General features: G+C 61.6%; 29 protein-coding genes. 8 read left to right on the top strand and 21 right to left on the bottom strand.

Translation table 11 applies throughout. The features are described 5' to 3' along the window. Positions 1-63 precede the first annotated feature (63 nt). From sphsw_RS19160 to sphsw_RS19595, 3 genes are all read right to left on the bottom strand, one after another. Positions 64-294, bottom strand: coding sequence for a hypothetical protein (locus tag sphsw_RS19160; protein WP_152555351.1), 231 nt, complete (start codon positions 292-294; stop codon positions 64-66). Continuing rightward, on the bottom strand, positions 291-488 hold the full coding sequence (locus sphsw_RS02255; RefSeq protein ID WP_042466329.1) for a hypothetical protein: 198 nt from the start codon (positions 486-488) through the stop codon (positions 291-293). The genes sphsw_RS19160 and sphsw_RS02255 overlap by 4 nt, the downstream gene beginning before the upstream one ends. Before the next feature lie 96 nt (positions 489-584). Continuing rightward, a complete protein-coding gene (locus sphsw_RS19595) occupies positions 585-950 on the bottom strand; it encodes an FKBP-type peptidyl-prolyl cis-trans isomerase (protein ID WP_160172588.1) in 366 nt (121 codons plus the stop codon). A 475-nt stretch (positions 951-1,425) separates the two neighbouring features. Here sphsw_RS19595 and sphsw_RS02245 point away from each other — a divergent pair, with 475 nt between their 5' ends. Then, the gene (locus sphsw_RS02245) at positions 1,426-1,611 is read left to right on the top strand and encodes a hypothetical protein (protein WP_031439178.1); all 186 of its coding nucleotides are present in this window, start codon (positions 1,426-1,428) and stop codon (positions 1,609-1,611) included. 81 nt (positions 1,612-1,692) lie between these two features. On the opposite strand, the gene sphsw_RS02240 is transcribed toward sphsw_RS02245, so the two are convergent. From sphsw_RS02240 to sphsw_RS02225, 4 genes are read right to left on the bottom strand one after another with little or no spacing between them, the layout of a single operon-like run. Beyond that, a complete protein-coding gene (locus sphsw_RS02240) occupies positions 1,693-1,983 on the bottom strand; it encodes a DUF1488 family protein (protein WP_031439177.1) in 291 nt (96 codons plus the stop codon). Between the two features lie 5 nt (positions 1,984-1,988). Continuing rightward, positions 1,989-2,276: a hypothetical protein gene (locus tag sphsw_RS02235; protein ID WP_031439176.1), complete on the bottom strand. Its 288-nt coding sequence runs from the start codon at positions 2,274-2,276 to the stop codon at positions 1,989-1,991. Positions 2,277-2,303: 27 nt separating this feature from the next. Next, positions 2,304-2,975: an SOS response-associated peptidase gene (locus sphsw_RS02230; RefSeq protein WP_042466323.1), complete on the bottom strand. Its 672-nt coding sequence runs from the start codon at positions 2,973-2,975 to the stop codon at positions 2,304-2,306. Between the two features lie 53 nt (positions 2,976-3,028). After that, on the bottom strand, positions 3,029-3,298 hold the full coding sequence (locus tag sphsw_RS02225) for an HU family DNA-binding protein (RefSeq protein WP_031439174.1): 270 nt from the start codon (positions 3,296-3,298) through the stop codon (positions 3,029-3,031). Between the two features lie 41 nt (positions 3,299-3,339). On the opposite strand from sphsw_RS02225, the gene sphsw_RS19590 reads away from it, so the two are divergent. Beyond that, positions 3,340-3,516 (top strand): hypothetical protein, encoded by a 177-nt coding sequence (locus sphsw_RS19590; RefSeq protein WP_160172587.1) that lies wholly within the window; start codon positions 3,340-3,342, stop codon positions 3,514-3,516. Here sphsw_RS19590 and sphsw_RS02220 read toward each other — a convergent pair. Then, entirely contained in the window at positions 3,513-3,959 is a 447-nt protein-coding gene (locus sphsw_RS02220; protein ID WP_031439173.1) for a hypothetical protein, read from the bottom strand. The two genes, sphsw_RS19590 and sphsw_RS02220, sit on opposite strands and share 4 nt — an antisense overlap. 196 nt (positions 3,960-4,155) lie before the next feature. Between sphsw_RS02220 and sphsw_RS02215 the strand changes: the two genes are divergently transcribed. The 5 genes from sphsw_RS02215 to sphsw_RS02195 all read left to right on the top strand — a co-directional run bounded on the left by sphsw_RS02215 (position 4,156) and on the right by sphsw_RS02195 (position 10,934). Beyond that, the gene (locus sphsw_RS02215; protein ID WP_200874001.1) at positions 4,156-4,917 is read left to right on the top strand and encodes an ImuA family protein; all 762 of its coding nucleotides are present in this window, start codon (positions 4,156-4,158) and stop codon (positions 4,915-4,917) included. Continuing rightward, the gene (locus sphsw_RS02210) at positions 4,832-6,616 is read left to right on the top strand and encodes a Y-family DNA polymerase (RefSeq protein ID WP_327195632.1); all 1,785 of its coding nucleotides are present in this window, start codon (positions 4,832-4,834) and stop codon (positions 6,614-6,616) included. Before sphsw_RS02215 ends, sphsw_RS02210 begins: the two co-directional genes overlap by 86 nt. Next, on the top strand, positions 6,613-9,876 hold the full coding sequence (locus tag sphsw_RS02205) for an error-prone DNA polymerase (protein ID WP_031439170.1): 3,264 nt from the start codon (positions 6,613-6,615) through the stop codon (positions 9,874-9,876). Before sphsw_RS02210 ends, sphsw_RS02205 begins: the two co-directional genes overlap by 4 nt. Before the next feature lie 33 nt (positions 9,877-9,909). Then, entirely contained in the window at positions 9,910-10,167 is a 258-nt protein-coding gene (locus sphsw_RS02200) for a hypothetical protein (protein WP_235188254.1), read from the top strand. Between the two features lie 122 nt (positions 10,168-10,289). Further along, positions 10,290-10,934 carry a hypothetical protein gene (locus sphsw_RS02195; RefSeq protein ID WP_031439168.1) on the top strand — a complete coding sequence of 215 codons (645 nt, stop codon included), beginning with the start codon at positions 10,290-10,292 and terminating at the stop codon, positions 10,932-10,934. A gap of 12 nt (positions 10,935-10,946) precedes the next feature. Here the strand turns inward: sphsw_RS02195 and sphsw_RS18535 are convergent, their stop codons facing one another. The 4 genes from sphsw_RS18535 to sphsw_RS20175 all read right to left on the bottom strand — a co-directional run bounded on the left by sphsw_RS18535 (position 10,947) and on the right by sphsw_RS20175 (position 12,090). Further along, positions 10,947-11,093: a hypothetical protein gene (locus sphsw_RS18535; protein WP_235188253.1), complete on the bottom strand. Its 147-nt coding sequence runs from the start codon at positions 11,091-11,093 to the stop codon at positions 10,947-10,949. A 117-nt stretch (positions 11,094-11,210) separates the two neighbouring features. Beyond that, a complete protein-coding gene (locus sphsw_RS19155) occupies positions 11,211-11,705 on the bottom strand; it encodes a hypothetical protein (protein ID WP_152555350.1) in 495 nt (164 codons plus the stop codon). Between the two features lie 5 nt (positions 11,706-11,710). Then, complete coding sequence (locus sphsw_RS20180; RefSeq protein ID WP_235188252.1) at positions 11,711-11,854, bottom strand: hypothetical protein; 144 nt, start codon at positions 11,852-11,854, stop codon at positions 11,711-11,713. Further along, a complete protein-coding gene (locus tag sphsw_RS20175; protein WP_235188251.1) occupies positions 11,851-12,090 on the bottom strand; it encodes a hypothetical protein in 240 nt (79 codons plus the stop codon). The genes sphsw_RS20180 and sphsw_RS20175 overlap by 4 nt, the downstream gene beginning before the upstream one ends. Before the next feature lie 59 nt (positions 12,091-12,149). Between sphsw_RS20175 and sphsw_RS19150 the strand changes: the two genes are divergently transcribed. Continuing rightward, a complete protein-coding gene (locus sphsw_RS19150) occupies positions 12,150-12,365 on the top strand; it encodes a hypothetical protein (protein ID WP_152555349.1) in 216 nt (71 codons plus the stop codon). Between the two features lie 2 nt (positions 12,366-12,367). On the opposite strand, the gene sphsw_RS02185 is transcribed toward sphsw_RS19150, so the two are convergent. The 9 genes from sphsw_RS02185 to sphsw_RS02145 all read right to left on the bottom strand — a co-directional run. Then, complete coding sequence (locus sphsw_RS02185; RefSeq protein WP_052380798.1) at positions 12,368-15,136, bottom strand: conjugal transfer protein TraG N-terminal domain-containing protein; 2,769 nt, start codon at positions 15,134-15,136, stop codon at positions 12,368-12,370. A gap of 15 nt (positions 15,137-15,151) precedes the next feature. After that, entirely contained in the window at positions 15,152-16,546 is a 1,395-nt protein-coding gene (locus sphsw_RS02180; RefSeq protein ID WP_031439166.1) for a conjugal transfer protein TraH, read from the bottom strand. Between the two features lie 68 nt (positions 16,547-16,614). Continuing rightward, on the bottom strand, positions 16,615-17,541 hold the full coding sequence (locus tag sphsw_RS02175) for a conjugal transfer protein TraF (RefSeq protein ID WP_235188250.1): 927 nt from the start codon (positions 17,539-17,541) through the stop codon (positions 16,615-16,617). Continuing rightward, positions 17,522-17,872, bottom strand: coding sequence for a hypothetical protein (locus sphsw_RS02170; protein ID WP_031439164.1), 351 nt, complete (start codon positions 17,870-17,872; stop codon positions 17,522-17,524). Before sphsw_RS02170 ends, sphsw_RS02175 begins: the two co-directional genes overlap by 20 nt. 34 nt (positions 17,873-17,906) lie before the next feature. Continuing rightward, positions 17,907-19,700 (bottom strand): conjugal transfer protein TraN, encoded by a 1,794-nt coding sequence (locus sphsw_RS02165; RefSeq protein WP_042466321.1) that lies wholly within the window; start codon positions 19,698-19,700, stop codon positions 17,907-17,909. Continuing rightward, positions 19,701-20,441 carry a type-F conjugative transfer system pilin assembly protein TrbC gene (trbC, locus tag sphsw_RS02160; protein WP_031439162.1) on the bottom strand — a complete coding sequence of 247 codons (741 nt, stop codon included), beginning with the start codon at positions 20,439-20,441 and terminating at the stop codon, positions 19,701-19,703. 12 nt (positions 20,442-20,453) lie between these two features. Next, the gene (gene traU / locus sphsw_RS02155; protein WP_042466335.1) at positions 20,454-21,443 is read right to left on the bottom strand and encodes a conjugal transfer pilus assembly protein TraU; all 990 of its coding nucleotides are present in this window, start codon (positions 21,441-21,443) and stop codon (positions 20,454-20,456) included. 23 nt (positions 21,444-21,466) lie between these two features. Continuing rightward, positions 21,467-21,745, bottom strand: a complete 279-nt coding sequence (locus sphsw_RS02150) for a hypothetical protein (protein ID WP_031439160.1) — start codon at positions 21,743-21,745, stop codon at positions 21,467-21,469. Further along, on the bottom strand, positions 21,745-22,177 hold a 433-nt coding region (locus tag sphsw_RS02145), incomplete at its 5' end, for a conjugal transfer protein TraW (RefSeq protein ID WP_031439159.1). The genes sphsw_RS02145 and sphsw_RS02150, both read right to left, overlap by 1 nt.

The following is a 22,177-nucleotide window of genomic DNA, read 5'->3' as shown; positions in this document are numbered from 1 at the left end:
CTGGACGTCAGAGCCGGACAGGTTCATTGTCGATCCGATCCACCAGATGCCGGGACTAAACACCTAGCATAGGGCCACGCCCCGGAAGGTCGTATCGTCGACTATAATCTTGGCTACCCCAGGACCGACGATGGTATTGACCTTGCCGAGTGCCGTTTCGATGGCATCGCCAGGAAAATGAATATCGACGACATGTGAATTCGGCACTGGCTGGTCGTCTGCGTCGATAACCATCGGCAAGGGCGTAAGCTTTACCCGATAGATGGCCGACTCCGTCTGATTACGTGCGGTCACAAGCTGATGTTCCGTTTCGCCATCTCGGCAGTCGCCATTTCCTTCAACGGCGTTACCGTATCGCTTGAGAATATATCCGCCAGATCGAGGAGGTCCTCGTCCTTAAGTGCAGCAACCGCCGCCTCGATCTCAGCGAGACGATCGACAGCGCGGCAACCTACGGCAGCACGCCGCTTGATCCGTGATTTGAGCATCCACAATCGATAGCAGGGTCGACGCAGGATTGGCAGGGAGATCAGCCGTCTCGATCAAGCGGCTTGGGATCGGACCTCCAGACGCGGCCGACCCGACTATGGCTGTGGGACGGCATCCTTCTGTGCAGGCGCTTCGGTTGCTGGCGGCCTATTCATGCTCTCGACCTGCGCTGTCGTTTTAAAGTCCAGGAGCTCGACCTGAAACACAAGATCGGAATTGGCGGGGATCGGGCCTGACGCTTGCGACCCATAGCCCATCGCCGCAGGAATACAGAACCGCGCGACGCCAGTCTTGGCTAACATCTGCAATCCTTGAGAAAAGCCTGGGATCACTCCGTTGACCGGCAATGGCGACCGCATCCCCTGATCGAACACTGCCCCAGTCGTTGCCAGATAGCCAATGTAGTTCACCAGCGAGACATCGCCTTGGGTGGGCTTCGCTCCAGATCCAGGTCGCAGCATCGTATATCCGAGCCCGGTAGGCGTGCGTGCCGAACACAGACGCTGCCCCTTTGGCACTATGGGGGTCAGAGGTAGTGCGATGATGGCACTGCTTGCCTTAACCGGCGCAGGTACTGAAGCGCGCGACTTCACTTTGTGAAGCGTCGCCCCGCTGACAGGTAACGGTGCCGCCAGCAACGGCAGGACAACGGCGTTAACGAGACGGTGCAAGGCACGTGGGGATAAGCTCATTTCCGGGGCTATATCCAGGCCACGGACGACGCGCCACCGGTTCGATCCCGGCGTTATCGCCGGAAAATTGGCGGGCGATAAAGCCGGGAACGGGTTAACAGGACCGTGACCCCTCTTGAGATGCACTCAATCCAATTCGTCAGAGCCGGTAACGGGAGAGATCGCCGAAGGGCACCGGGTGATGTCCGCCGGTCCGCAACCGAGCGGTTTCCTGGATCGTTTCGTATGATGAAGGAGAGCGACGATGGTGACTACCCCGCAAGACGAAGAACCCGGTCTTGAAACCGACGTCAACGAACTTTCGGACAGCAACAACGGGCTGGAAGATACCCTTGAAGATAAGCCAATCGCTGACAAACAAAAGCCAGACGATCTTGAGCCAGCACAGAAGGAAGGAGCGGAGGAGCGAGAAGAGGGCGGCTTGTACTGAAGCGGCATGTGGTCGAAGTGAGCCCGGAGCGTAATCCGCTCTGGGCCAATGACCCACTTAAATTGTAAACGTGCTTTGGCGCTAAAGCGCTACATCTGAAGTCGTCAGCAGGATCGGTGGCTCACCACCTAGGCGTTTCACAAATTCGCGCTGGGCGATGCGATGAATGTCGCTTTCAAACTCGATGAAAACCTCGACCGCGGTTTCCGGGTCAATCCCTTCCAACTCCGGGTTCAGCATTTCAGCCAACGCTTCGCTCGTTATCAGAAACTCAACGGGGCCAAAGTCGGTTGTGCCGGTGAAGCCGATGCTATCACGCTCGGCCACCCAATATCCGTCACCGCGCTCGAACCGGACGCTGGATTTCGCCATAGTAATTACTCCTCTTCGGTTGGAGTAGGTGGCAGGTGCTCAGCGAGCGCTGCGATGGCTTCGCCCGTGAACGTCGTACTGGAAGCCCCTTCGATCTGAACGGCATGATCCGTGGTCAAGGTTGCCGCTTCTTTGTGGTCAGGATCCAGCCTGACCCAATCCCGCACGGCTCGCTCGAGGTTCGTCACTTCGGCGATATCGGTGTCACCGCGGGGCACGTTTTCCAATGACGCGCTCATGCGCCAGTTAATGTCCGGGGTCTTGGCGCTTTCGCCCCATGTCGCTTCTGTCATTGTCAGTCACCTTACAGGGTTCAACGGCTAGAATAGCACAGGCGATCGGGCATGGTCCGCGTCCGCCCATGCCGTGCCCTCAACGCGCATCAACTGCGATGGGTAGGGCGCGACCAAGTCCTTCAGTTCGTCCCAGGGCGCTGTCAGCCAACGATCGTAATCGTCGTCGTGCAGGATGACCGGCATGGCCTTGGGGTGGATGGGCGCCACAACAGCGTTCGGTTCAGTCGTGAGAAAGCCATAGGCATTGCCGCGCTCGGTCGGGCGCCAGATGCCTGCAAACGCGAAGACTGGGCGGCTGGGCACGTCAAACCAGTGCAGCGGCTTCTTGCCGTCAGCGCCGGGCGCCAACCCATATTCCGAGAAGGCGGTGACCGGAACGAGACAGCGCCGCGCCGGGGTCGTCAGCATCGATCGCCAGAAGCTGGAATTCAGGTTTCGCACGTTCGTCACGGACTTCGTAAGCTTAACCGAAGGGTCGCGGGCACTGGGCACCTGCGTCGGCACGCCCCATTCCACCCGCTCGAGCTTCCGCTCCACGCCGTCCTGCACGATCACCTTGCCGTAGAATGGGGTCTTCTTGCCCGTCGGGAAGATGTCACCGACGGGGTATTCCTCGTCCTTTTCATAAGGAGGCCGGATACCGAAGGTGACCGCGAGGTCGACCTCTTTTGCCGTCATACGATACCGGTTGCACACGAAGCCTATCTTTCAGGTTGGCGCCGACAAGATTACTCGTCGGCGCACACGTCTTACATCTTGTCCTTCAGCCCCTTGGCGGCCGTGAACGCAACTTTCTTCGAGGCCGCGATCTTGATTGCTTCACCGGTCGCGGGGTTGCGACCGTCGCGCTCTGGACGGTCCTTGACGGTGAACTTGCCGAAACCCGGAATCGAAACCTCCTCGCCCTTCACGGCTGCTGCCGCGATCTGGTCGAATACGGCGGTGATCGCCTTCTTTGCATCGGCTTCGTTCGATCCGGTCGCTTCCGCGACGCCCTTGGCCAGGTCACTTAAGTTCATTTTATTCGTTCTCCGTTGGAAACACCGGCGGGACCTTAGCCATGGCGAATGACGAGACAAAGACCGTACTAGACGACTCGAGCGTCGCGGCTGTGCGGCTGATGCTCGATAAGCTTGCCGATCACGATGTCGCCGAAGTCTATGAGGCCACCTCAGGGCAGGGGCCGATCGCCGACCTTACAGCCGAAGCGATGCGGGCCCGCAACATCGATCTCTAGCGGCTGGCGATGCGTTCGCGCGTGACGCGAGGATCCTCGTAGAGGTCGCGGATGGCTCGGAGCCGAAAGACATTCCACCAGCGCTGCCAGCGATGCTCGGCTGCATCGTGGATCATGTGGCAGCGCTGACATAACGCCTTGAGGTTCGAAGACGCGCTGTTGCCTGGATCGTGATCGAGGTGCGCGCAGGCCAGGACGACATAGGTCACCCGGATCGACGCCAGCACGAACCCCGCTTTCATGGAAATACGCTTGCCGTGGTCCGACCGCCAGCACCGGACATCCGCATCCCACCAACGTCCGTCGCCGAGATGGACCACACGGCGCAGATGTGGTCGGCCGCATCCCTCGCATTTGGCACCGGCGCGATCGAACCGAACCGTCTGCGACAGCTGCCGCCAGTCGATCGGGTAGAGCCAGCGGTTCTCAGGGCGGATCGGCATGACGATTCTATGAGTCACCTAACGGGCAAACGAAAGCGAATAATTCGCCGTTTGTTGCCGCTTCGTATTTTTTTCGTTCCCCTCCGTACGCCGAGGGGAAAGGCCGGTCATCAGCCCGGATCGGGACGATCAAAGCGCTTGCAATGTAGGACTTGGTAACGGAACATAAAGGGGACGAATAGAGTCTTAGACCATGATGTCCCCCGCCCCCGAGTCCCTTGCGACCAGCCTTGCCCACCTGCGGACGATCGCCACGCCGGTCACCGACTACCGTGTGCTGCCGTTCGGCGTAGCTGCGATCGACAGCAGACTTGGGGCTGGGGGCTTGCGTGCCGGCGCGCTTCACGAGGCGACGGCGCGTAGCGGATCATTGGTGGATGATGCCGCAACCACACTGTTCCTTGCTGGCATTGCGGCGCGCGAAGCGGCCAATGCCAGCGGTCCTGTCTTGTGGGCCACGTGCCGCACCGACCTCTACGCGCCGGCTTTGGCTCAGGCAGGCCTTTCCTCGTCAGATGTCATCTATGCTCAGCCCTATGATGACGCGGCGTTGCTCGCCGTAATCGAGGACGCGGTTCGCGACGGGACGCCATCGGCGATCATCGCAGAAGCGAGCAAGGTGTCGATGGTTGCAACCCGCCGCCTGCAGCTGGTGGCGGCGGAAGCCGACATGCCGGTGTTGTTGCTGCGTCGCCGACGTGGCCGTGACCAGGATCCTTTCTGCGAACCATCCGCTGCGTGGACGCGCTGGCGGATCGGCTCCGCGCCTTCGGCGCGGCTGGAGGTCGCGGGTGTAGGGCGAGCGAGATGGTTGGTCGAGCTGGCGCGGCAACGCGGCGGTGAGGGGTTTTCCCTGATAGTGGAGGGCAGCGATGAGACGGGTCGTCTCGCTGTTCCTGCCGAACTTAGCCATCGAGCGGCTGAGACGGTTGGAACGGCCCGCTACGTGGCCGCCTGAGCGGCCCGCCCTGCAACTGCCGGTCGACGACGACCCGGGTGCCTGTTCGGTACCGCGGGGCGGCGGTTGGCGGCCTGGTGCCCGCTGGGCGCGGACCAGTGCGCAGTCGCGTGAAGAGGTCGAGGCGCAGATTGCGTCGCTGCCCGTCCACGCGCAGCCGCCAATGCGGGAGCTCGGCAGGCGATCGGAAGCGGCGAGCCACCCGTACAAGGCGCAGGCGCCTGCGTTGCGGGTCGTCACGCCCGTTATGGTCGCGGTTCAGCACGCGCCGCTTGCTCTCATTGGCAAGGTCGGCCGACGCGAGGAGGTGGTTGCTGCCTGCACCGGCGCTCATGCGCTCGGCATTCATCCTGGTATGGCAGCCACCCACGCCCGTGCGCTGGTGTCCGATCTCGACTTCCGTCCGGTCGAGCCGGAAGCCGATGCCGCGCTCCTCGATCGCCTTGCCCTGTTAGCGGTAAGGCGCTGGTCGCCGATCGCGGCTGTTACGCCGGCGGATGGTCTCTGGATTGATCTTGCTGGCTGCGACCACCTCCACGGTGGAGAAGAGCGGTTCTGCCGTCGCCTGATTGCCTTCTGCCGTCGTGCAGGCTTCACGGCGCGCGTCGCGGTTGCCGACACGCCGGGGGCCGCCCACGCGCTGGCCCGCTTCGGCCAGGACGATCTTACTCGCGTCGAGCGATACGGCACGGTTGCGGCGCTCAGCCCGTTGCCGATCGCCGCGTTGCGCCTGACGCCCACGGCGTTGACCGCTGCGCGCAAATTTGGCTTCGAGCGGATCGCGGATCTCCTCCCGGTCGCGCGCGGCCCCCTCGCGCGCCGTCTCGGACTGCCGACCATCACACGCCTGGATCAAGCCCTGGGAGGTGTCGCAGAGCCTATCACCCCGCGAGAGGACATCGAGGTCCCGGCGGTCGAACGGCGGCTACTGGAGCCGATCAGCACGGCCGAGGCGATTGAACAGGTCATGGGTGACCTCTTGTGCGATCTTGTCGTGCTGCTGCAGGCGAAAGGCGTTGGCGCACGCTCGCTCCGTCTGACAGGAATGCGCGTCGATGGCACCGAGCAGATCGTGGCGGTCGGCACCTCCCGGCCGACACGAGAGGTCTCTCACCTCCTGCGGCTGCTGAAGCTGCGGATCGAGCGCATTGATCCCGGCATGGGGCTCGAGCAGTTTCAAATGGTGGCGCCGCACACAGAGCCGCTCGACGCCGTTGATCTCGGCGCCGTCCTCGCCGGCGAGACGCTGGTGCGCGACCCGGCGCGCTTGGTCGACTTAATCGCCGGCAGGATCGGAATGCACTCGGTCTTCCGCATCGCTCCCGTTGAAAGCCATGTCCCGGAGCGGGCCGTGGTCAAATCCGATCCTAACGAGCTGCCGGGAGCATGGCCGGAGTGGAAACGGCCGATCCGTCTCTTCGCGCATCCAGAGCCACTGCATCGCGTGATCGCCCTGATGCCCGACCAACCTCCGCGCCGCTTCGAGTGGCGGGGCACGACGTACAAGGTGGTTGGGGGCGACGGTCCCGAGCGCGTCCACGGTGAATGGTGGCGGCGCGATGCGGAAGTGTGGGCGGTGCGCGACTATTACCGCGTCGAGGACGAGACTGGCGGTCGCTACTGGGTATTCCGTCGTGGCGACGGCTTCGAGGACGGCACCGGCGACTTGTCATGGTGGATGCACGGGGTCTTTGGATGACCCACTATATCGAGCTTCAGGTGCTGACGCACTTCTCGCTGCTCCGCGGGGCGTCGAGTCCGGACGAGCTGTTCGCGGCCGCTGCCGTGCTTGGCTACCCGGCGATCGGCGTCAGCGACATCGGCACGGTCGCCGGCGTTGTGCGCGCATGGGAGGCGCAGAAAGCCACTGGCGTCCGCTCTATTGCGGGCACGCGCATCGATCTATCGTGCGGGCGTCGCTTGCTGCTCTACCCAACGGATCGTCCGGCCTGGTCGCGGATCACCCGATTGCTGACCGTCGGCAAGAAGCGGGCGGGCAAGGGCGGTTGCATGCTTCACTGGCACGATCTGGAACCATGGTCTGAAGGCGTCGTCGCCATTCTGCTTCCGCATGAGGCAGACGAAGAGAACCTCGCTGCACTGAAGGACCTCAAGGCGATCTACGGGCGTCGGGGCTACATGGCGCTGTTCCAGCGGCGACGGCCAGGTGACGCGGTCCGCATTGATGCGCTGGCGCGACAGGCTGGCGGAGCGGCAGTGCGCGCGGTCGTGACCGGCGACGTGCTCTACCATGCGCCCGAAGCGAGGCTGCTGCAGGACGTGGTGACCGCGGTGCGCGAGAAATGCACCGTCGACGAGCTTGGCTATCGGCGGGAAGTGAACGCCGATCGCGCGCTGAAATCGCCCGACGAGATGGTCCGGCGCTTCCGCGCCTATCCCGACGCGTTGCAGGCGAGCGTCGACATCGCGCGGATCTGCACATTCAATCTTGGCGAGCTTCAGTATCAGTACCCGCATGAGAAGCTGATCGATGGTTTGACGGCCCAGGAAGCGCTGCAGAAGCTGGCCACAGAAGCGGTCGAGCGGATGTTCGATGGCGACGTGCCGCAGGCCTATACCGACCAGATAACGCACGAAATGCGGCTGATTGGCGAGCTCGGCTACGCGCCATACTTTCTGACCGTCTACGCGATCGTGCGGGAGGCCCGCCGGCGCGGGATCCTGTGTCAGGGGCGAGGCTCCGCCGCCAACTCGTGCGTCTGTTTCGTGCTCGGCGTGACCTCGATCGATCCGATCAAGCATGAGCTGCTGTTCGAGCGGTTCGTGTCGGGGGAGCGCCGCGAGCCACCCGACATCGACGTCGACTTCGAGCATGAGCGTCGCGAAGAGATCATTCAGTGGATCTACGAGACCTACGGTCGCAACCACTCCGCGCTGACGGCCGTCGTGACGCGCTACCGCGCGCGGGGTGCGGTGCGTGACGTCGGCAAGGTGCTGGGTCTGCCGGAGGATCTTACCTCGTCACTGGCGGGGCTTGTGTGGGGCTGGTCGGCCGAAGGCGTGGGTGAGAAGCAAGTCGAGGAGCTCAACCTCGACATTGGCGATCGACGGCTCCGCCTGACGCTCGAGCTTGCGCGAAAGCTGATCGGTGTGCCGCGGCACATGTCCCAGCACCCGGGCGGGTTTGTCCTGACCCATGACCGCCTAGATGACCTCGTCCCGATAGAGCCCGCGGCCATGGAAGACCGCCAAATCATCGAATGGGACAAGGATGACATCGATGCGCTGAAGTTCATGAAGGTCGACGTCCTCGGCCTCGGCATGCTCGGTTGCATGAACCGGGCCTTCAACATGCTTGAGGCGGACAAGGGACTGCGCGTCGGGCTTGCTGACCTGCAGGACGATGATCCGGACGTCTACGCCATGATCTCGAAGGCAGATACGCTCGGCACGTTCCAGATCGAGAGCCGCGCGCAGATGAGCATGCTGCCGCGGATGAAGCCGCGCCGCTTCTATGATTTGGTTATTCAGGTCGCGATCGTGCGGCCGGGGCCAATCCAGGGCGACATGGTTCATCCGTACCTTCGCCGGCGCGAGGGACTCGAGAAGCCGGAATATCCCCGGCCAGAGCTGCGCGCGGTGCTCGAGAAGACGCTTGGTGTTCCTCTTTTCCAGGAACAAGCGATGAAGGTCGCGATCGTCGGTGCGGGCTTTACCGCGGCCGAGGCGGACCAGCTGCGCCGCGCCATGGCGACGTTCAAGTTCACCGGAGGTGTCTCGCACTTCAGCGAGAAGCTGATCGAGGGCATGGTCGAACGCGGCTACCCGCGGGAGTTCGCCGAGCGGACGTTCCGCCAGCTCGAGGGCTTCGGCAGCTACGGCTTCCCCGAAAGCCACGCGGCTTCATTCGCCAAGATCTCCTACGCGTCATCGTGGATGAAGCATCATCACCCCGACGTGTTCTGCGCCGCGCTGATGAACGCGCAGCCGATGGGCTTTTACGCGCCGGCGCAAATCGTGCGCGATGCGCGCGACCACGGCGTCGAGGTGCGGCCGCCATGCGTCAACGCCAGCCGCTGGGACTGCACGCTGGAGAAGACAGGCGGGCGCTACCTTGCCGTGCGGCTCGGCCTTCGCCAAATCCGCGGCCTGTCGAACGCTGATGGTGCGAAGATCGTTGGCGCGCGTACGATCACACCCTTTGAGAGCGTCGAGGACGTCTGGCGACGGTCTGGCGTGCAGCGCGCCGCGATCGAAAAGCTGGCTGACGGCGACGCCTTTCACGGCTTCAGCGTCGATCGTCGGCAAGGTCTTTGGAAGGTGAGGGGGCTCGGCGAGGCTCCGCTACCGCTTTTCGCGGCAGCTGATCGATCCGCCGAGACCTTCAGCGCGGAAGGCCTCGAGCCAGACGTCGCATTGCGGCCGTTGACCGACGGCCGAGAGGTGATCGAGGACTACCGGGCGCTGCAGCTGTCGCTTCGCGCGCATCCGCTGACGTTCGTGCGCGACGAGTTGACGCGGCGCGGCGTCACCAAATGCGCCGATCTCGCCAACATCCGGGATGGCCGATACGTCGAGGTCGCCGGCATTGTCCTGGTCCGTCAGAAGCCCGGCTCCGCCAAAGGCGTGCTGTTCATAACAATCGAGGACGAAACTGGCATCGCCAACGGCATCCTCTGGCCCGGTCGTTTCGAGGCACAACGCCGGACGATTATGTCGGCGTCGATGGTCGGCATGAAGGGGCAGGTTCAAAAGGAAGGTGAGATCATCCATGTGATCTGCAGCCGGATCGTCGACCACGGCGACCTCCTCCACCGCGTTGGTGACATGTCGTTTCCGCACCGGACCGGACGTGGCGATGCTGCACAACATCCCGGCTCGCCCGACCGTGGCGACAAGGGATGGAATCCTGAACCACGCAACCAATACTGGCCGCCCCACGCAGACGGTATGGATCCAGAGGAGGTCGTGCGGTTCAAGTCGCATGACTTCCATTGATCGGTGTCGAATTTGCCGAGGCATCAGCGTGTCGTGATCGCGCTGTCCGTGCATATTTTGCGCACCGGCGTCACCCGCTGTTCCGATGTCCGCGTCGATGTGCCGGAGATCCGCCTCGCTCTTCGGTGTCTCCTGCCGCATTGCCCCGAGAAATGGCCGCTTACCTTGTTCTGGGACGCAGCGGCGCAGGACAACGAAATTGGCCGAGCTCAGGGCGTCACTGCTGCGTTCAACGGGATCATTCGCCAGCTTCGTCGGGCCGGCTGCTACGAGGAAGTTACGCCGCCATGACCCGCGATATGAAACAGGCGGGACAAAGAGGATGAGGCTGTCTCACTCTCTTTGTCAGAATCTCACCCACTTTGTCGGTTGTCGGATTGACCCAGTGGTCGCCCGTCAAGCATCACCCAACGATGAGCTGGCTGAAGTTTAACCCTTACGCATACGATCTCGCAGAGGCGGTAGGCCTGGTGCGGCGCGGTTTGGAAGCCGCAGAACGAGCGATGAGGGAGGATGAGGAGCGCGCGGCTGCCGAAATGGCAGAAAACGACCGCAAGATTGCGGCGGGGGAAATAGAGGGACCTACCTTCGACTCTGATGGTGACCTTCTCAACGATCCGAACGAGGGCTACCACTACGACTTCATGGCGATCAAAAGCACCCAGATGGAGGTGCGTAAGAGCATGATGATAGCGCTTTACCATGCATGGGAGCGCGTCGTCAGGAAGATGACGAAGCTCACCACTTCCAAAGACAACCACGGAGCGCTCGCGACCGCTCTAGCAGCCATGGACATTCCGGTTAGCCCCGAGGTCGAAAACCTTCGCCGGCTCGTGAACCTCGTAAAGCATAACTCCAAAGAGAAAATGCTAAAGCTTTGGGAAGTGCGGCCCGACCTTTTCTATCGCGGGTTCGAGCCAGAGGTTCATTTTCCGGATGATTGGTCAGATACTATCGAGTTGAGCAGCGAGCAGATGGCAGTTTTTTTTGACGCCGTGATTGCCTCTGGACCAACACATGAACACCCCCGCGAAGCTTACGGCCGGGCAGATAGCTGATTGGTTGTGAAATCAGAAGAAGCCCTCTTTACGGCCTTCACCAGTGTCGTGAAGTTTTTCGTCGTCCACCGAGGGACGACGGACCTCTAACTCCACGTTCTCGCCTTCGACCGTCTCACGGAATTGATAATCCTGCACGCTCAGATTGTTGCGTTTCACATAATCGTCGGCCGACTTCTCGCTTCCGAAGGTGCCGCTTTAGTCGAAGTCAAAACCACTCATCATCCCTGCTCCTTTTGAACCCCGCAAACGTCGGAGATGTAATGAAAAGCTCAATCAGAAGCTAAGCACGACTGCTTGGCGAACCGACGATTCATGTTGCGGTGAAGGAAGGGCGCGCGTGGGGCGATAGTCCGCGCGGATCGATGCCGTTTTTCGCCACTGCAGGGTAGCTGCGACCTTCCGGTAGTTTTGCGGATGCACGCGATCGCGGCTCGGAATTGAGGCAAGCTGAATCACTGGATCGCCGAAGCTACGCGCTATGTCCGTGACAATTCTGGCAGGGCTGGCGTGATAGGGCGCAAGCCAGGTGACCTGAGATCCCATCGTTCTCTGACGAACGACCATGAGGTTGCGCGCCAGGCGTGGGTTGGTCGGGTCATTAGAACCGAGAGCGATCAGGACGCGGCCAGCACCTACGGGCGACCGGAATGTTTTGACGGACTCACCTGACGGCGCACCGACCCGCGCGTGGACGGCACAGCGTATTCCCTGCGCAGCAAGCGCATTTGCTGTCCCTAGGGCGGTGCTATCACCGATGATGAGGCTCAAAGGGATCATTCGAGCGGGATCGCGATCAGCACGATCGCAAGCGACATCACGAACAGCGAAAGCCAGATGGCGATTTGGCCGAAGATGTGGAGGACCAGACCCATCCACGAATAGCGCCGGCGGAGCAGGACAGCGCTTGCGACAGTCACAAAAAAGCGATCGTCGTCGGCATCGTAATCGACGGCGAACGAGATAGTGAAACCTCCGCAATGGGCATGAGTCCGATCGCCATGATCAGCATCCACGAAAAGCCGAAGATGAGAGTCCCCGATAAGTCGTCGAGCGCCGGCGGGCGGTGCTGGGTGACCATGAAATGCCCATGCTGATGGGATACCAAGATGCTCATTTCGCTCTTTCGAAAGACTTCACGACTGGTAAGCGGCATGCCCCTGCCTCTCTTGTCTCGCTGCTGATATCGGGCTAGCCTCCGCTTGGAGGCATATTATGTTCGATCCTACTCAACCGATGATTATGGACTCCGATGGCACTCCCAACCGCGGCGCGGGCTATTGGTATGCAAATCCTCTTTGGGCCGATGACAATGATGTTGTCAGCGGCGATGAAACGCCGACACCAGCGTCGCGCCGAATGTCGATAATTCTTTTCCTGATAATTTTTAACGGCGTTTTGATTGGCGCCGCACATATGCTTCTTGCGTAACATCAGTCGACCTCCGGCCCCTTTGGTCCTGAGCGTAAAGACTGTCGTACTCCGATATCGCGCCTGTGCTTTTCTCCCAATAGCTCAGAGGCTCCTGCGATAATTATTTGATCCTCACGTGCGCGATCGGGGCTCCCAGTGGAGACGGGATGAGGCGTTCCAATGCCCCCACCGCCTGAATAGTGACCAGCAATACTGGCCTCTGACGCAACGCCTTGGACCTTCATATCTGCAAGGGCGGGGTTGGTCAGGGCAGACTGGATATCACGTTCAATTGAGTCCGAACGTTGGGTCGCCCACTTACCGATAGCAGCGTTCCGCAAGCCTTCTTGCGCGCCGTTGAGGTCAGTCTTCCACAACGCTGGCATCAACGGGTTAGACTGGGCCTCCTTATCGTACCAACGAGCCAAGTCCTGACGCAGATCTTGGGAAAGGTTAAAGCCATTGCTTTCAGCGAAACTGGCATGCTGCTCGAGCGACTGAGACAGCTCTTTATAGTGCCGCGCCTGTTCATTGTACGACTCGATCTTGCTGAGCGATTCCTCGATCGCCTTAGACCTCGATTCAGACTGCGATGACCGTGAAAAGGACCCTGATTGGTGGAAGGTGCCGTCATTGGTGCTGACAGAAGCACCAGTCGAATGGTCACGGTTAATCCCGTCAGAAGCCGCGACCGAATTTTCGGCATTCGTGTTTCTGCTGTCAGACCGGTTGGTCGTATCGGACCGAAGATAGCTTTGTGAATAGCCAGCGTCTGCACCAGCACTTAGCCCAACTGCCTTCGCTGCTGCCCCCAAAAGGCCGCCACCACCGCCTTTTCCGCCGACCCCAATGCCAACTTTGACGCCGCCAGAGAGCTGATCGTTCCAGTTCGTACCCTTGCCAGTCTCATTCTGATGACGCGTCCCGTCACCAACACTTTGCCTGTTTTGAACCCCGTTGCTGCCCGTTATCGAATTGCGATCGCTCAACTCGGTATTGCTGCCACCACGCGATCCCGCGCTCGAGTCAAAACCGGACGAATTTTCACTCGACCATGAGTGGCCGTTGCGTAGAGCATTCAGATGCGACGTTTCCCGACGGCTTGCCTGTTCGAAACCGTCAGAGATGCGGGCCGCTGTGGCGGCCTGACGGCTCTCAGTCGCCATCGCGGACTGCACGACCGACGCACTGAAGGGCAGACTCGATATCGCCTTCGACGTGTCGTAGACGTTCTGGCCATCGCCAAAGCTGTTTGTTGTTGCACCGTTATCGTGACGGAAGCTGGAGGCAAATCCGCCCGTTGAGAACGCTGGTGCGTCCGACCATTGATTGCTCTGTCGCATGTTCGAGGTCGAGTTGGCAAAGCTGGTGTTGCCGTAGCTGTAATTCCCGGTCGTCTGCTCGGCTGCCGCAGCCTCGGCCGCGTTCTGCGCTGGACTGAGGACCGACGTTGCCTGGCCGGAAATTCTCATGGCACCCTTAGCGAGACCGGCCGCGAGGAACGGCACTGACATCAGCATGAAGCCTGCGATTGTCGCAGTTTCCGCGTTGACCGCACCGATGCCGGCATAGGTCCCAAGTGACATGCCACCCTCCGCGACACCCTGCGCTGCGCTGGTCGCCCGCGTCATGCAGATCATGTGAAGTATCACGTACAGCGGTCCCCACGCAGCGAGGTAGAAAAACCCGGTCAGATACCCTTTGAGGGCACCGACGCCGGTCTGCGGCATCAGGAACAGCGGGAAGATGACAGGGAACATCGCGTAAAACACGACGGTGAGGACGATGTTGAGGATCGGGACCCAGCTCATCGCCTGCTGCGCGATCGAATTGTAGGTATTGCGCGCCTGGATGTCTGCACGCGTCGTCGCAAACGTATCGATCGACGCCGCGCCTGGACCACCTGCCATGCCGTCACGCGCCTGCATGAACGCATTAATGGCCGTGTTTTGGCGCAAGATCGTCTCATAGTTCGCGCTGGAAGCCGTGAAGGCCTGATTGACGATCGGCACATCGCTGCGAAGCTTGGCAGAGGCGACCGAGGTGGACAGCTTGGGATAGGTTTCCTTCGCCCAAAGCGACGTGTGCGCCTCGATCATCGTATGCCAAAGGCCATCAAGCATGCCGTAGGCCTGACGGCAGGGAACGATGCTGCTGGTGGTTGCCGCACCCGAACGCTCAACCCAGGGTTGGGAGCGCGCAGCCGACCCAGGGCCCATAGCCGCCCATAGGTCCTTGGCCGAGGCGAGGTCCGTCATCGACTTCTGGCCGAGCATGATGTCGCCAAAGACGCAGTTCTTGGAGTGCGCCGACAGGTTGGTCGCAAACTCGGCGTCACGGATCTGGAAGTTGCGTGTCGCATCAAGCAGCCGCGCGCCATAGACCATGCCGTTCGTCGAGTAACTGAGCTGGCTTGGCATCGTGAACACCGTTTCCGCGGTGCGCGTCAGCCAGTCACCGACCTGGCTGGTAAAGCTGGCGATGACACCAAGGCCAAGGGGCACGTTCGCCACGACAGCAGGGGCAAGCGACGGGTTTACGCGGTCGGTAACCTTCACAGTGACGGTTGGCACCATCAGGCACGTGTAGATAAGCGACGAGCCGAGAAACCAGTTCAGCCATGCACGCACGTTCATCGTGAAGGCGACAGCGAGCAAAGCGTAAATCAAGCCGAGGACCATCACCACGCGTAGAAGCGAGCGGTAACCACCGCCTCCAGTCCATGCCGCTACCGCGTTGAACGTGTTGACGATGTATTCGCCACCGCCAATCGTGAAGACCTCAACCATGCTCCGTCACCCGTCCTAGTTGAGGCCCTGGGCACTCAGGCCCCGCGAGAAATTCAGCGATGCAGACATCGCCGGCGACATGCTGTTCTGGAGGGTAGATTCGAGCATTACCGACTTATTAATGAGCGCGATCGTCTGGTTCAGCGTGTCCTTCAACTTGACGTCACGCTGAGCGTAGCGCGTGCGCGCCTCTGCCAATTGATCACGCCACATTTTGCCCATCTCGGCATCGGCCGGCTGGACCTGAACGGTAGACTGGCTGATCCGGTCGAGCATGTTCTCGATCATCGACGAGAGGAGGTTCACAGCGACGATCTCAGCCAGCGCGCTGGTTTCGCCATCGGCGAAGTTCTGGTGCGCCATCGCCTGTACGGCGAGCATCTTATACAGCGGCAACGTCGTCATATTGAGGAGCTGTTGCTCTGACGCATCGAGCGCCGCATCGGTGCGGATCTTGGAATTGATAGAGTCGATCATTCCCTTGATCTTCGAGCGCAGGCCGGGTCCCGCCTGCAGAGTCTGCTCGGTCATGTTGAGGCATGCTTCTGCCTCGTCGCAGTGCAGGATCTTGACCGGCGTGCCTGTCGCAGTGCCGTCGAGGAGGGCGGTGACGACTGCATCCTCGGCCGGGCCTACGAAGCCGACGATCGCTCCGGCCGGGGCCTTCGGATTGATGACGATCGTACCGACGAGCGTCATGAGATATTCCGAGAATTGCTGATCGGTGCTGCCGAACTTGTTCGACTTTTTGATCGCATCCCAGGTGTAATTACGCGGCGCGCCCGGGATCTTGTCGGCCATCGTCGGATCGGTGTTCCCCTCGAGAGTAGCATCCTGCTCACCGCCCGCGCCGCAGCCTTGCCGCGACCGCGCCCAGTCGGAAAACTTACCCTGCGAATTGCCGACCGCTGCGCAGACCGTCGAGCGTGCGCCAGCCATTTTAGGCCAGACCGATCCAACCAATCCTTGCGCCGCTTCGCACGACGAGATGTTCATCTGGTTCATCTGCTGCGCCTTGTTGGCCATGCTATCCATGACCTTGCCGATCTCGGGCGAGACGCTGTCGATCGCGAGCTGGAAAGCAAAACCCAACGCGTTGTTGGCAGTCGCCTTCAGCATAGCGACCATCTCAGCGCCGTTGATGAAGCTGAAGGAGCCGGTGAACAGATCGATGCCGCCACAGCCTGCTGACACCTTGGGCATCTGCAGATTGAACGGCTGGACGCTCTTCTGCGGGAAACGGCTCCAAACGTTGCCCATCGAGTAGTAACCAGCGGTCTGGCCCTGGTAGGCGCTCGGGCCGGTGACATTGGCGGCACCGCCCGCATCCTGGAAGAACTCGTTCATCTGGCCGGCGACGTCCGCGCGCGCGATCCCGACCGGCACCATACTCGCGGCACCAAGCGTCATGGCGACAGCAGCGGTCCGGCGAAGAAGGGCGCGGAAGGGTGAGGGAAGGAGAGAAGGGGTGTTTGCCATCAGAAGTCACTCCCGACCTTGGAATTGGTGAGCATGAAGATCCGCTCCATCACTTCGTCGGCCGACATGACGCCGAACCCAACCGGCACCGTCTTGCGGGTGACGGTGTCGAAGAGGACCAGCGCCGGCGTCGCAAGCGGCACGCCCATGCGCTGACGCTGCCCGCTGTCGACGACATAGTTGGGGAATTGGCGGCTCGGCCCGCCATCGGTCGACACCGCCATAACGGTGATGCGGTGGCTATCGGCAACCGAGCGCAGGATCGGCGAGAAGACCTCACAGGCAGCACAGGACTGCGCGAAGAAGTAGAACATGCCGTAGCGCTGGCCGAGCCGCGAAAGGACCTGGTCACGCGTAGCAGCGCGATTGTCCGTCCATGCGCGCTTGCCGACGGTCGAGACCGGCCGCTGCAGCGTGTAATCGATGTCCGGGTTTTGCCAGAGCGTACGCTGCCAAGTGTCGGAGAAGGTCGACGCTCGATCGAGCTGCTCACGCTGGTAGCGTACATAGGCGATGACATTCGCTTCCGTCGGCTCCAAAATCGCCCGCGCCTTCAGTTCGTCCAGCTGCTTGGTGATCGCCTTCAGCTGTGCCGTGGACGACTGCTGCGGCTGTGCGGACGCCTGCGGGGCAGGCGGCTTAATCTTGGGCCGCTCGCAGTAGAACCACTGGCCGAGTTTCCGCTCGCCACAATAGAAGTCGCCGCTCTGCTGCTGCTCCGGGGCGTCAGACGTCTGATCAAATTCCGGCTGGACCACAGCATTAGTGGCCTGCGCATCGTCGTCATCGATCGCCTCAGCCATCGACGCGCTCTGCAGATCTATGGCCTGCGCAAGCGCGGGCGTTGCAACAGGCGCCGTCGCTGCAAGCAGCATCAGGATGGCAGCGGTCAACCGCCCGGCACGCTTAGTCTTGATCGTCGTCATCATCATGCTCCCCGTCGAGCTCAATCATTGCGAGTTTGAGAACTGACATCATCGCGGCGACGTCGAGCATCCTGGTGCCCTGATCGAGCATCCGGACGATGCCGCGAAGGTGGCTGCGACCGTGCTTCCGCCCCTTGATGGTCGCCCGCATTCCGGTTTCCCGAAGAACCAGCCAGCCGTTGTCCGCCATGCGCGGAAAGGCCTGCTCGACCTGGTGCGGATCGACATCGCACTGAAACCAATGCGAGATGGTCTGCGCGACTTCGCCGGCCGATGTGCCCCGGCCGGAGCGATGGATGCGGAGGAAAATGGCAAGATCGAGCACCGTCATGTCGATCGAACATGGCCCCCCCGGACCGCTTGCATCATTTGCTCCCGTGAAGGTCATAGTACCCCTGAATTTTGGTTTGAATGTCGGCCATCACGGAGACCTCACTGGGCAGCTTTGCTGCATCCATGAACTCCGCATAGACCTCGGAAAAATCCATCTGGCTCAGGTCGAGGCGCTGAAACTCCTCGATGGTGAAGCCCTTGCAGGTCTCGTCCTTGGGCTTGGCCCACGGCTTGCCGATCTGCTGACGGCCTTGCTCCTGAAGGATGCGGCTGAGCTTGCTACCAAAGCAGCAATAGGCGTCCTTGGACGTGACGCAGACGCCTAGAACCTTATCGGAACAGTACGATCCGACCTTGTGGCAGAGCCCCTTGTCGTCCTTCTCGTCGAGCTGCTTTTCGGCCGAACTGCACAGCCACGGCGTGAGCAGCGGAACGCCGCTGCCCGAGCAGCAATTCGAAGCACCAAAGATCTTCTTGTTGCAGGTGCCGCGCTCACCGGAAAAGACGGTAAGGTTGTCCGGATCAAACTGCTTGCCGGCGTCGCCGATCGAGTGAAGCGCGACCAGCGCGTCCTTGAACTCGGTCGAGGCCTCGCGCTCGATCGTCTCGCAGCTGCCGTTGAGGCAATAAACGTCGCCGCCACAGACATATTGCTTGTCGGTGGACGCCTTATCGTCGGGCAGGGGGCAGCTATAGACCCGCTGCGACACCTTGCACGCACCGGACTGCGGATCATCCAAGCACTCGTCGCGGAGGAATTTGCACATCTTGTTGTCGTCGAGCGCGCTGCAGTCGCTCGCCGGCGTGAGACGCTGACAGGTGAAGGAACGCGCCCAGGCCCAGCATGCTTGTGTGACCGGCACGCCCTCAATGATGCGGGTCTCAGGACCTTCGGTGCAGACCTCTGTCGCTTGGGGCACGCACGTCGTGTCGGCCGCAAGCGCGGGGCAGGTGCCCTCGTTGCGGGCGACGGTGACGCTAAGCGTCCCTTCCTTCTTGAGATAAGGGGTGCCGGTCGCATTATTGTGATGGCTGGCGCTCTCGGCAGCCGACATTTCGGGATTGCAGGAATATAGCTGCGCCGTGCCGCTGACATTCTTCTTGCAGTATTTACGGTAGCCTTCGGCGTCGTTCCCGCCGGCACCAAGCTCGATCTGCGCGTCGCAGATGTGCTTCGAAACAGGCTCTGCACGGCAAACGCCGGCATTGACCTTCGCCTGCAGGACGCTGTTTTTGGCGAACCCGTAACCCTCGTTTTTGTCGAGAACGCCGTAGTAGAACCAGCGCGCGGTGTTGATGACGGTCGGCACAAGGTTTCCGCGGCAGGCCTCAACCGTATCGGTGACCTTCGAACCCTTGTTGCAGGTCGCCTCATAATAGCCCTTCGAGCCGACTGATGGCGGGAGAGCCGTGCATGTGCCTTCGGCACCGCCAATGTTCTCGCCACCCAGATAGGTGTCAGGATCCTTTTCGATCGCAGTGCCGCGCGAGGTCGCTGCCAGGATCTCGGCATTGCTGAAGGTCGCCCGCGTGCGGCCGCGATCGGTCACCGTGCCGAACGCCTCGTCGGTGCCGGCTTTCGAGCCACCATCAACCACGAGGCGGTCGGGATCGTCGAAATAGACCTTCTCAGCTAGATTGGTGCCGCCATAGCCCGGCAGTTGTGCGAGCTTGGCGTCGTTCGGCCCCAGACTCTCATCAGCACGCATCGACTTTCCGAGATCGGCGCCCTGCTTGCGTGCTTCCTCGATCGTCGTCTGTGCGACGACGCCGCTGGTGGCGCCTGCCAGGACGCTCAGTAGCAAGGAGAAAGCGACGCGCTTCACTCAGACGCCCTTGCTGAGATTGCGCAATGCGACCGACGCGACGCCAGCACCGGGACCGTGCGCCGCGACGAAGGTGTCGAGCACATAGCGAACCGAGACGTTGCCGGTGATCTTGTCGTGGGTCGGGACCGAGGTGGTGCAATTCAGGCCCGAGCAGAGATCGAAGTCGGTAGAGACGGCGACATAGGTCGGGACCGCCTCGACGTTGAACGCGCGAAAGAGTCGGGGATCGATCCCGACATTGGACAGCTGATCCTTGTCGGTGACGACCTTGCCAAGCATGGCACTGAAGGCCTTCATCGAGTTGTTCGGGAAGCCCCGGAAGACGACTACACCGCCTGCCTTGGCTGTGTCGGCGATGAGCTGACGGAGCGCTGCTGGCGGCATCGACAGGCTGGCAAAGGCGATGAACTGCGGGGCATCGCCTTTGGTGCCGGCGACGTTCTGGCTCGCGCCCTTGATGATCTCGTCGAAATCGAACGCACCGTCACCGTTCCTCGGCAGATCGGCCTTGGCAAGGTTCGCCAGATTGTCGGTGCTCTTGGCCTGGATAGCGACCGCTTCCTCACGGAACGCGTCGCCGCGGTTGCGGACGTGCTCGGCAAAGATGTCGGCGTCACCCTGCATGGCGGCCGAGCGGCGCTTGATGGCCTCGAGGTCGAGACCATCGACGGTCTGTGCGATTGCCTGGATGCCGGCGAGCCCGGCGATTGCGGCGATAACGATGGTGATGCGGCGCATGATTGTCTTTCCTCAGAGCACGCAGCAGTTGCGCTTGCGCCAGACGAGGTAGCCCATGTCCTCGCCCTTCACGGGGAAGGAGCGGCCTGCCTGCGGTGGCATGGTCGAGGCCCCGAGAGGCGAGCAGGCCATCTTGCCGCTGACCATCGGGATCGGGTTGACCATCTGGACGCGGTATTGCTGCTTGCGCAGCACCGGCATCGGATACTTGTTGCAAAGCCCCTTGGATCCCATCGTGCCCCAGGCGAGACCTTCGCGGTGGATCTTGAAGGCGAAGCGGGCAAGCGCGAGACGCGACGCCTGCACATGGCCGATCGAGGCGGCGATGTTGCCGTTGACCGGGTACATCGGCCCCTGACAGCCAGCGCACCAGAAGGTCGCATCGAGCGGCAGCTTGGCGGTTGCCGCGATGCAGTCGCCGGCGCACGCAGCCTGGGCGATCGGCGACGAGAAGAGCACGGCTTCCGGGTTGATAAGCGCGGTGAGCGAGTCATCCTGCCACAGCGGGTCGACCTCGGTCATGTACGCGATGTCGAACGACGCCTGCTCGAAGCACAGGAAGTCGGTCAGGATCTCCATCCAGTAGAGAAGCGGATAGACGTACCAGTGGACGTGCCACTTGGACGTGTTCTGCCCGTTGCCACCGGTCTGCGATGGTCCGGATAACTGGCCCTGGCCGATATCGAACCCGGGAGTGATCCTCGTGCCGCCCAAATTGACGAAGCACCACGGCTTGGTGGTGACGTCGGCGAGGCGAACGGGCTCCCAGAAGCCAGCCGAAATGCCGATGCGCGGCACCGGACTGCCACACGCGCAGACAGGAAGGGACGGATTTTCCGTGTCGGCGCGATTGCTCGGCCAGATCTTGAGGCCACCCACCGAAAGCGGGAACAGGCAGGACCAGCAGACGTCGGTGATCGGGTTCACGAATTTGCCCGAGCACTTCGATTGCGCTTCCGCGCGCGGGCTCAGCGTCATCGATAGCACGAACGCACCGAGCATAAGCGTAAGGAGGCGCAGAAGCTTCACGCGCGCTCCTCCGACGCCTGTGCGGCATCGAGAAAGGCGTTGTCGGCGCGGTTCTTCCGGAAGACGTACAGCGCGGTGTGCAGCGCCGTCATGGCAAGAATGGCGGCCACAATAAGCGAAGCGGGAGGCCCGAAAAGGGCAACGAGCGGCGAGATCGCAATCACGCCGATCCCGGACAGAACGCAAAGCGCCTGGAAGGTGCGCCGCATGACGCGAAGATCGTCGGTTTCAGGCGCTGCCATCGGCGTGCGCAGGAGATCGAGCCAGAGCGGCATCAGCTTATTCCCTTCAGCTTGATTTCCGAGAGCTTCAGGACGCGGCCGTTCTGGACGGCGACGGCCGGCGTGTGCCGAATGCCAAGTTTGCCGGTGAGGCGACCTTCCTGATCAAAGTAGAAGCGGCGCTTGCGGTTGGTCATCTCTTCGATCGGCGAACCGTTCACAAGGATGATCTTGGCTTTCAGGTCGCTGTACTGCGACGTCGCCCATTCCATCTGCGCGGCGTCATCGCCGTCCACGAACACCAGCGCCTGATGGACCGCAACGAAATCGAGCGGGTTCACGCTCTGCCCGGCGCGAGCAATATAGTTGCCCTTCTGGTCCTGGACGTCGCGCTCGATGACGATCGTCGGATCATACGCCCAGCTGCGTGGCTCCGTCGTTGTGGTGATCCCTGCGACCGGCTTCGGCCGACGCACGCGCGCCTCG

It is taken from the genome of Sphingomonas sp. FUKUSWIS1 (genome assembly GCF_000733135.1).
Taxonomy (GTDB): domain Bacteria; phylum Pseudomonadota; class Alphaproteobacteria; order Sphingomonadales; family Sphingomonadaceae; genus Sphingomonas; species Sphingomonas aerolata.
This window is presented reverse-complemented; position numbering and strand designations above follow the sequence as displayed.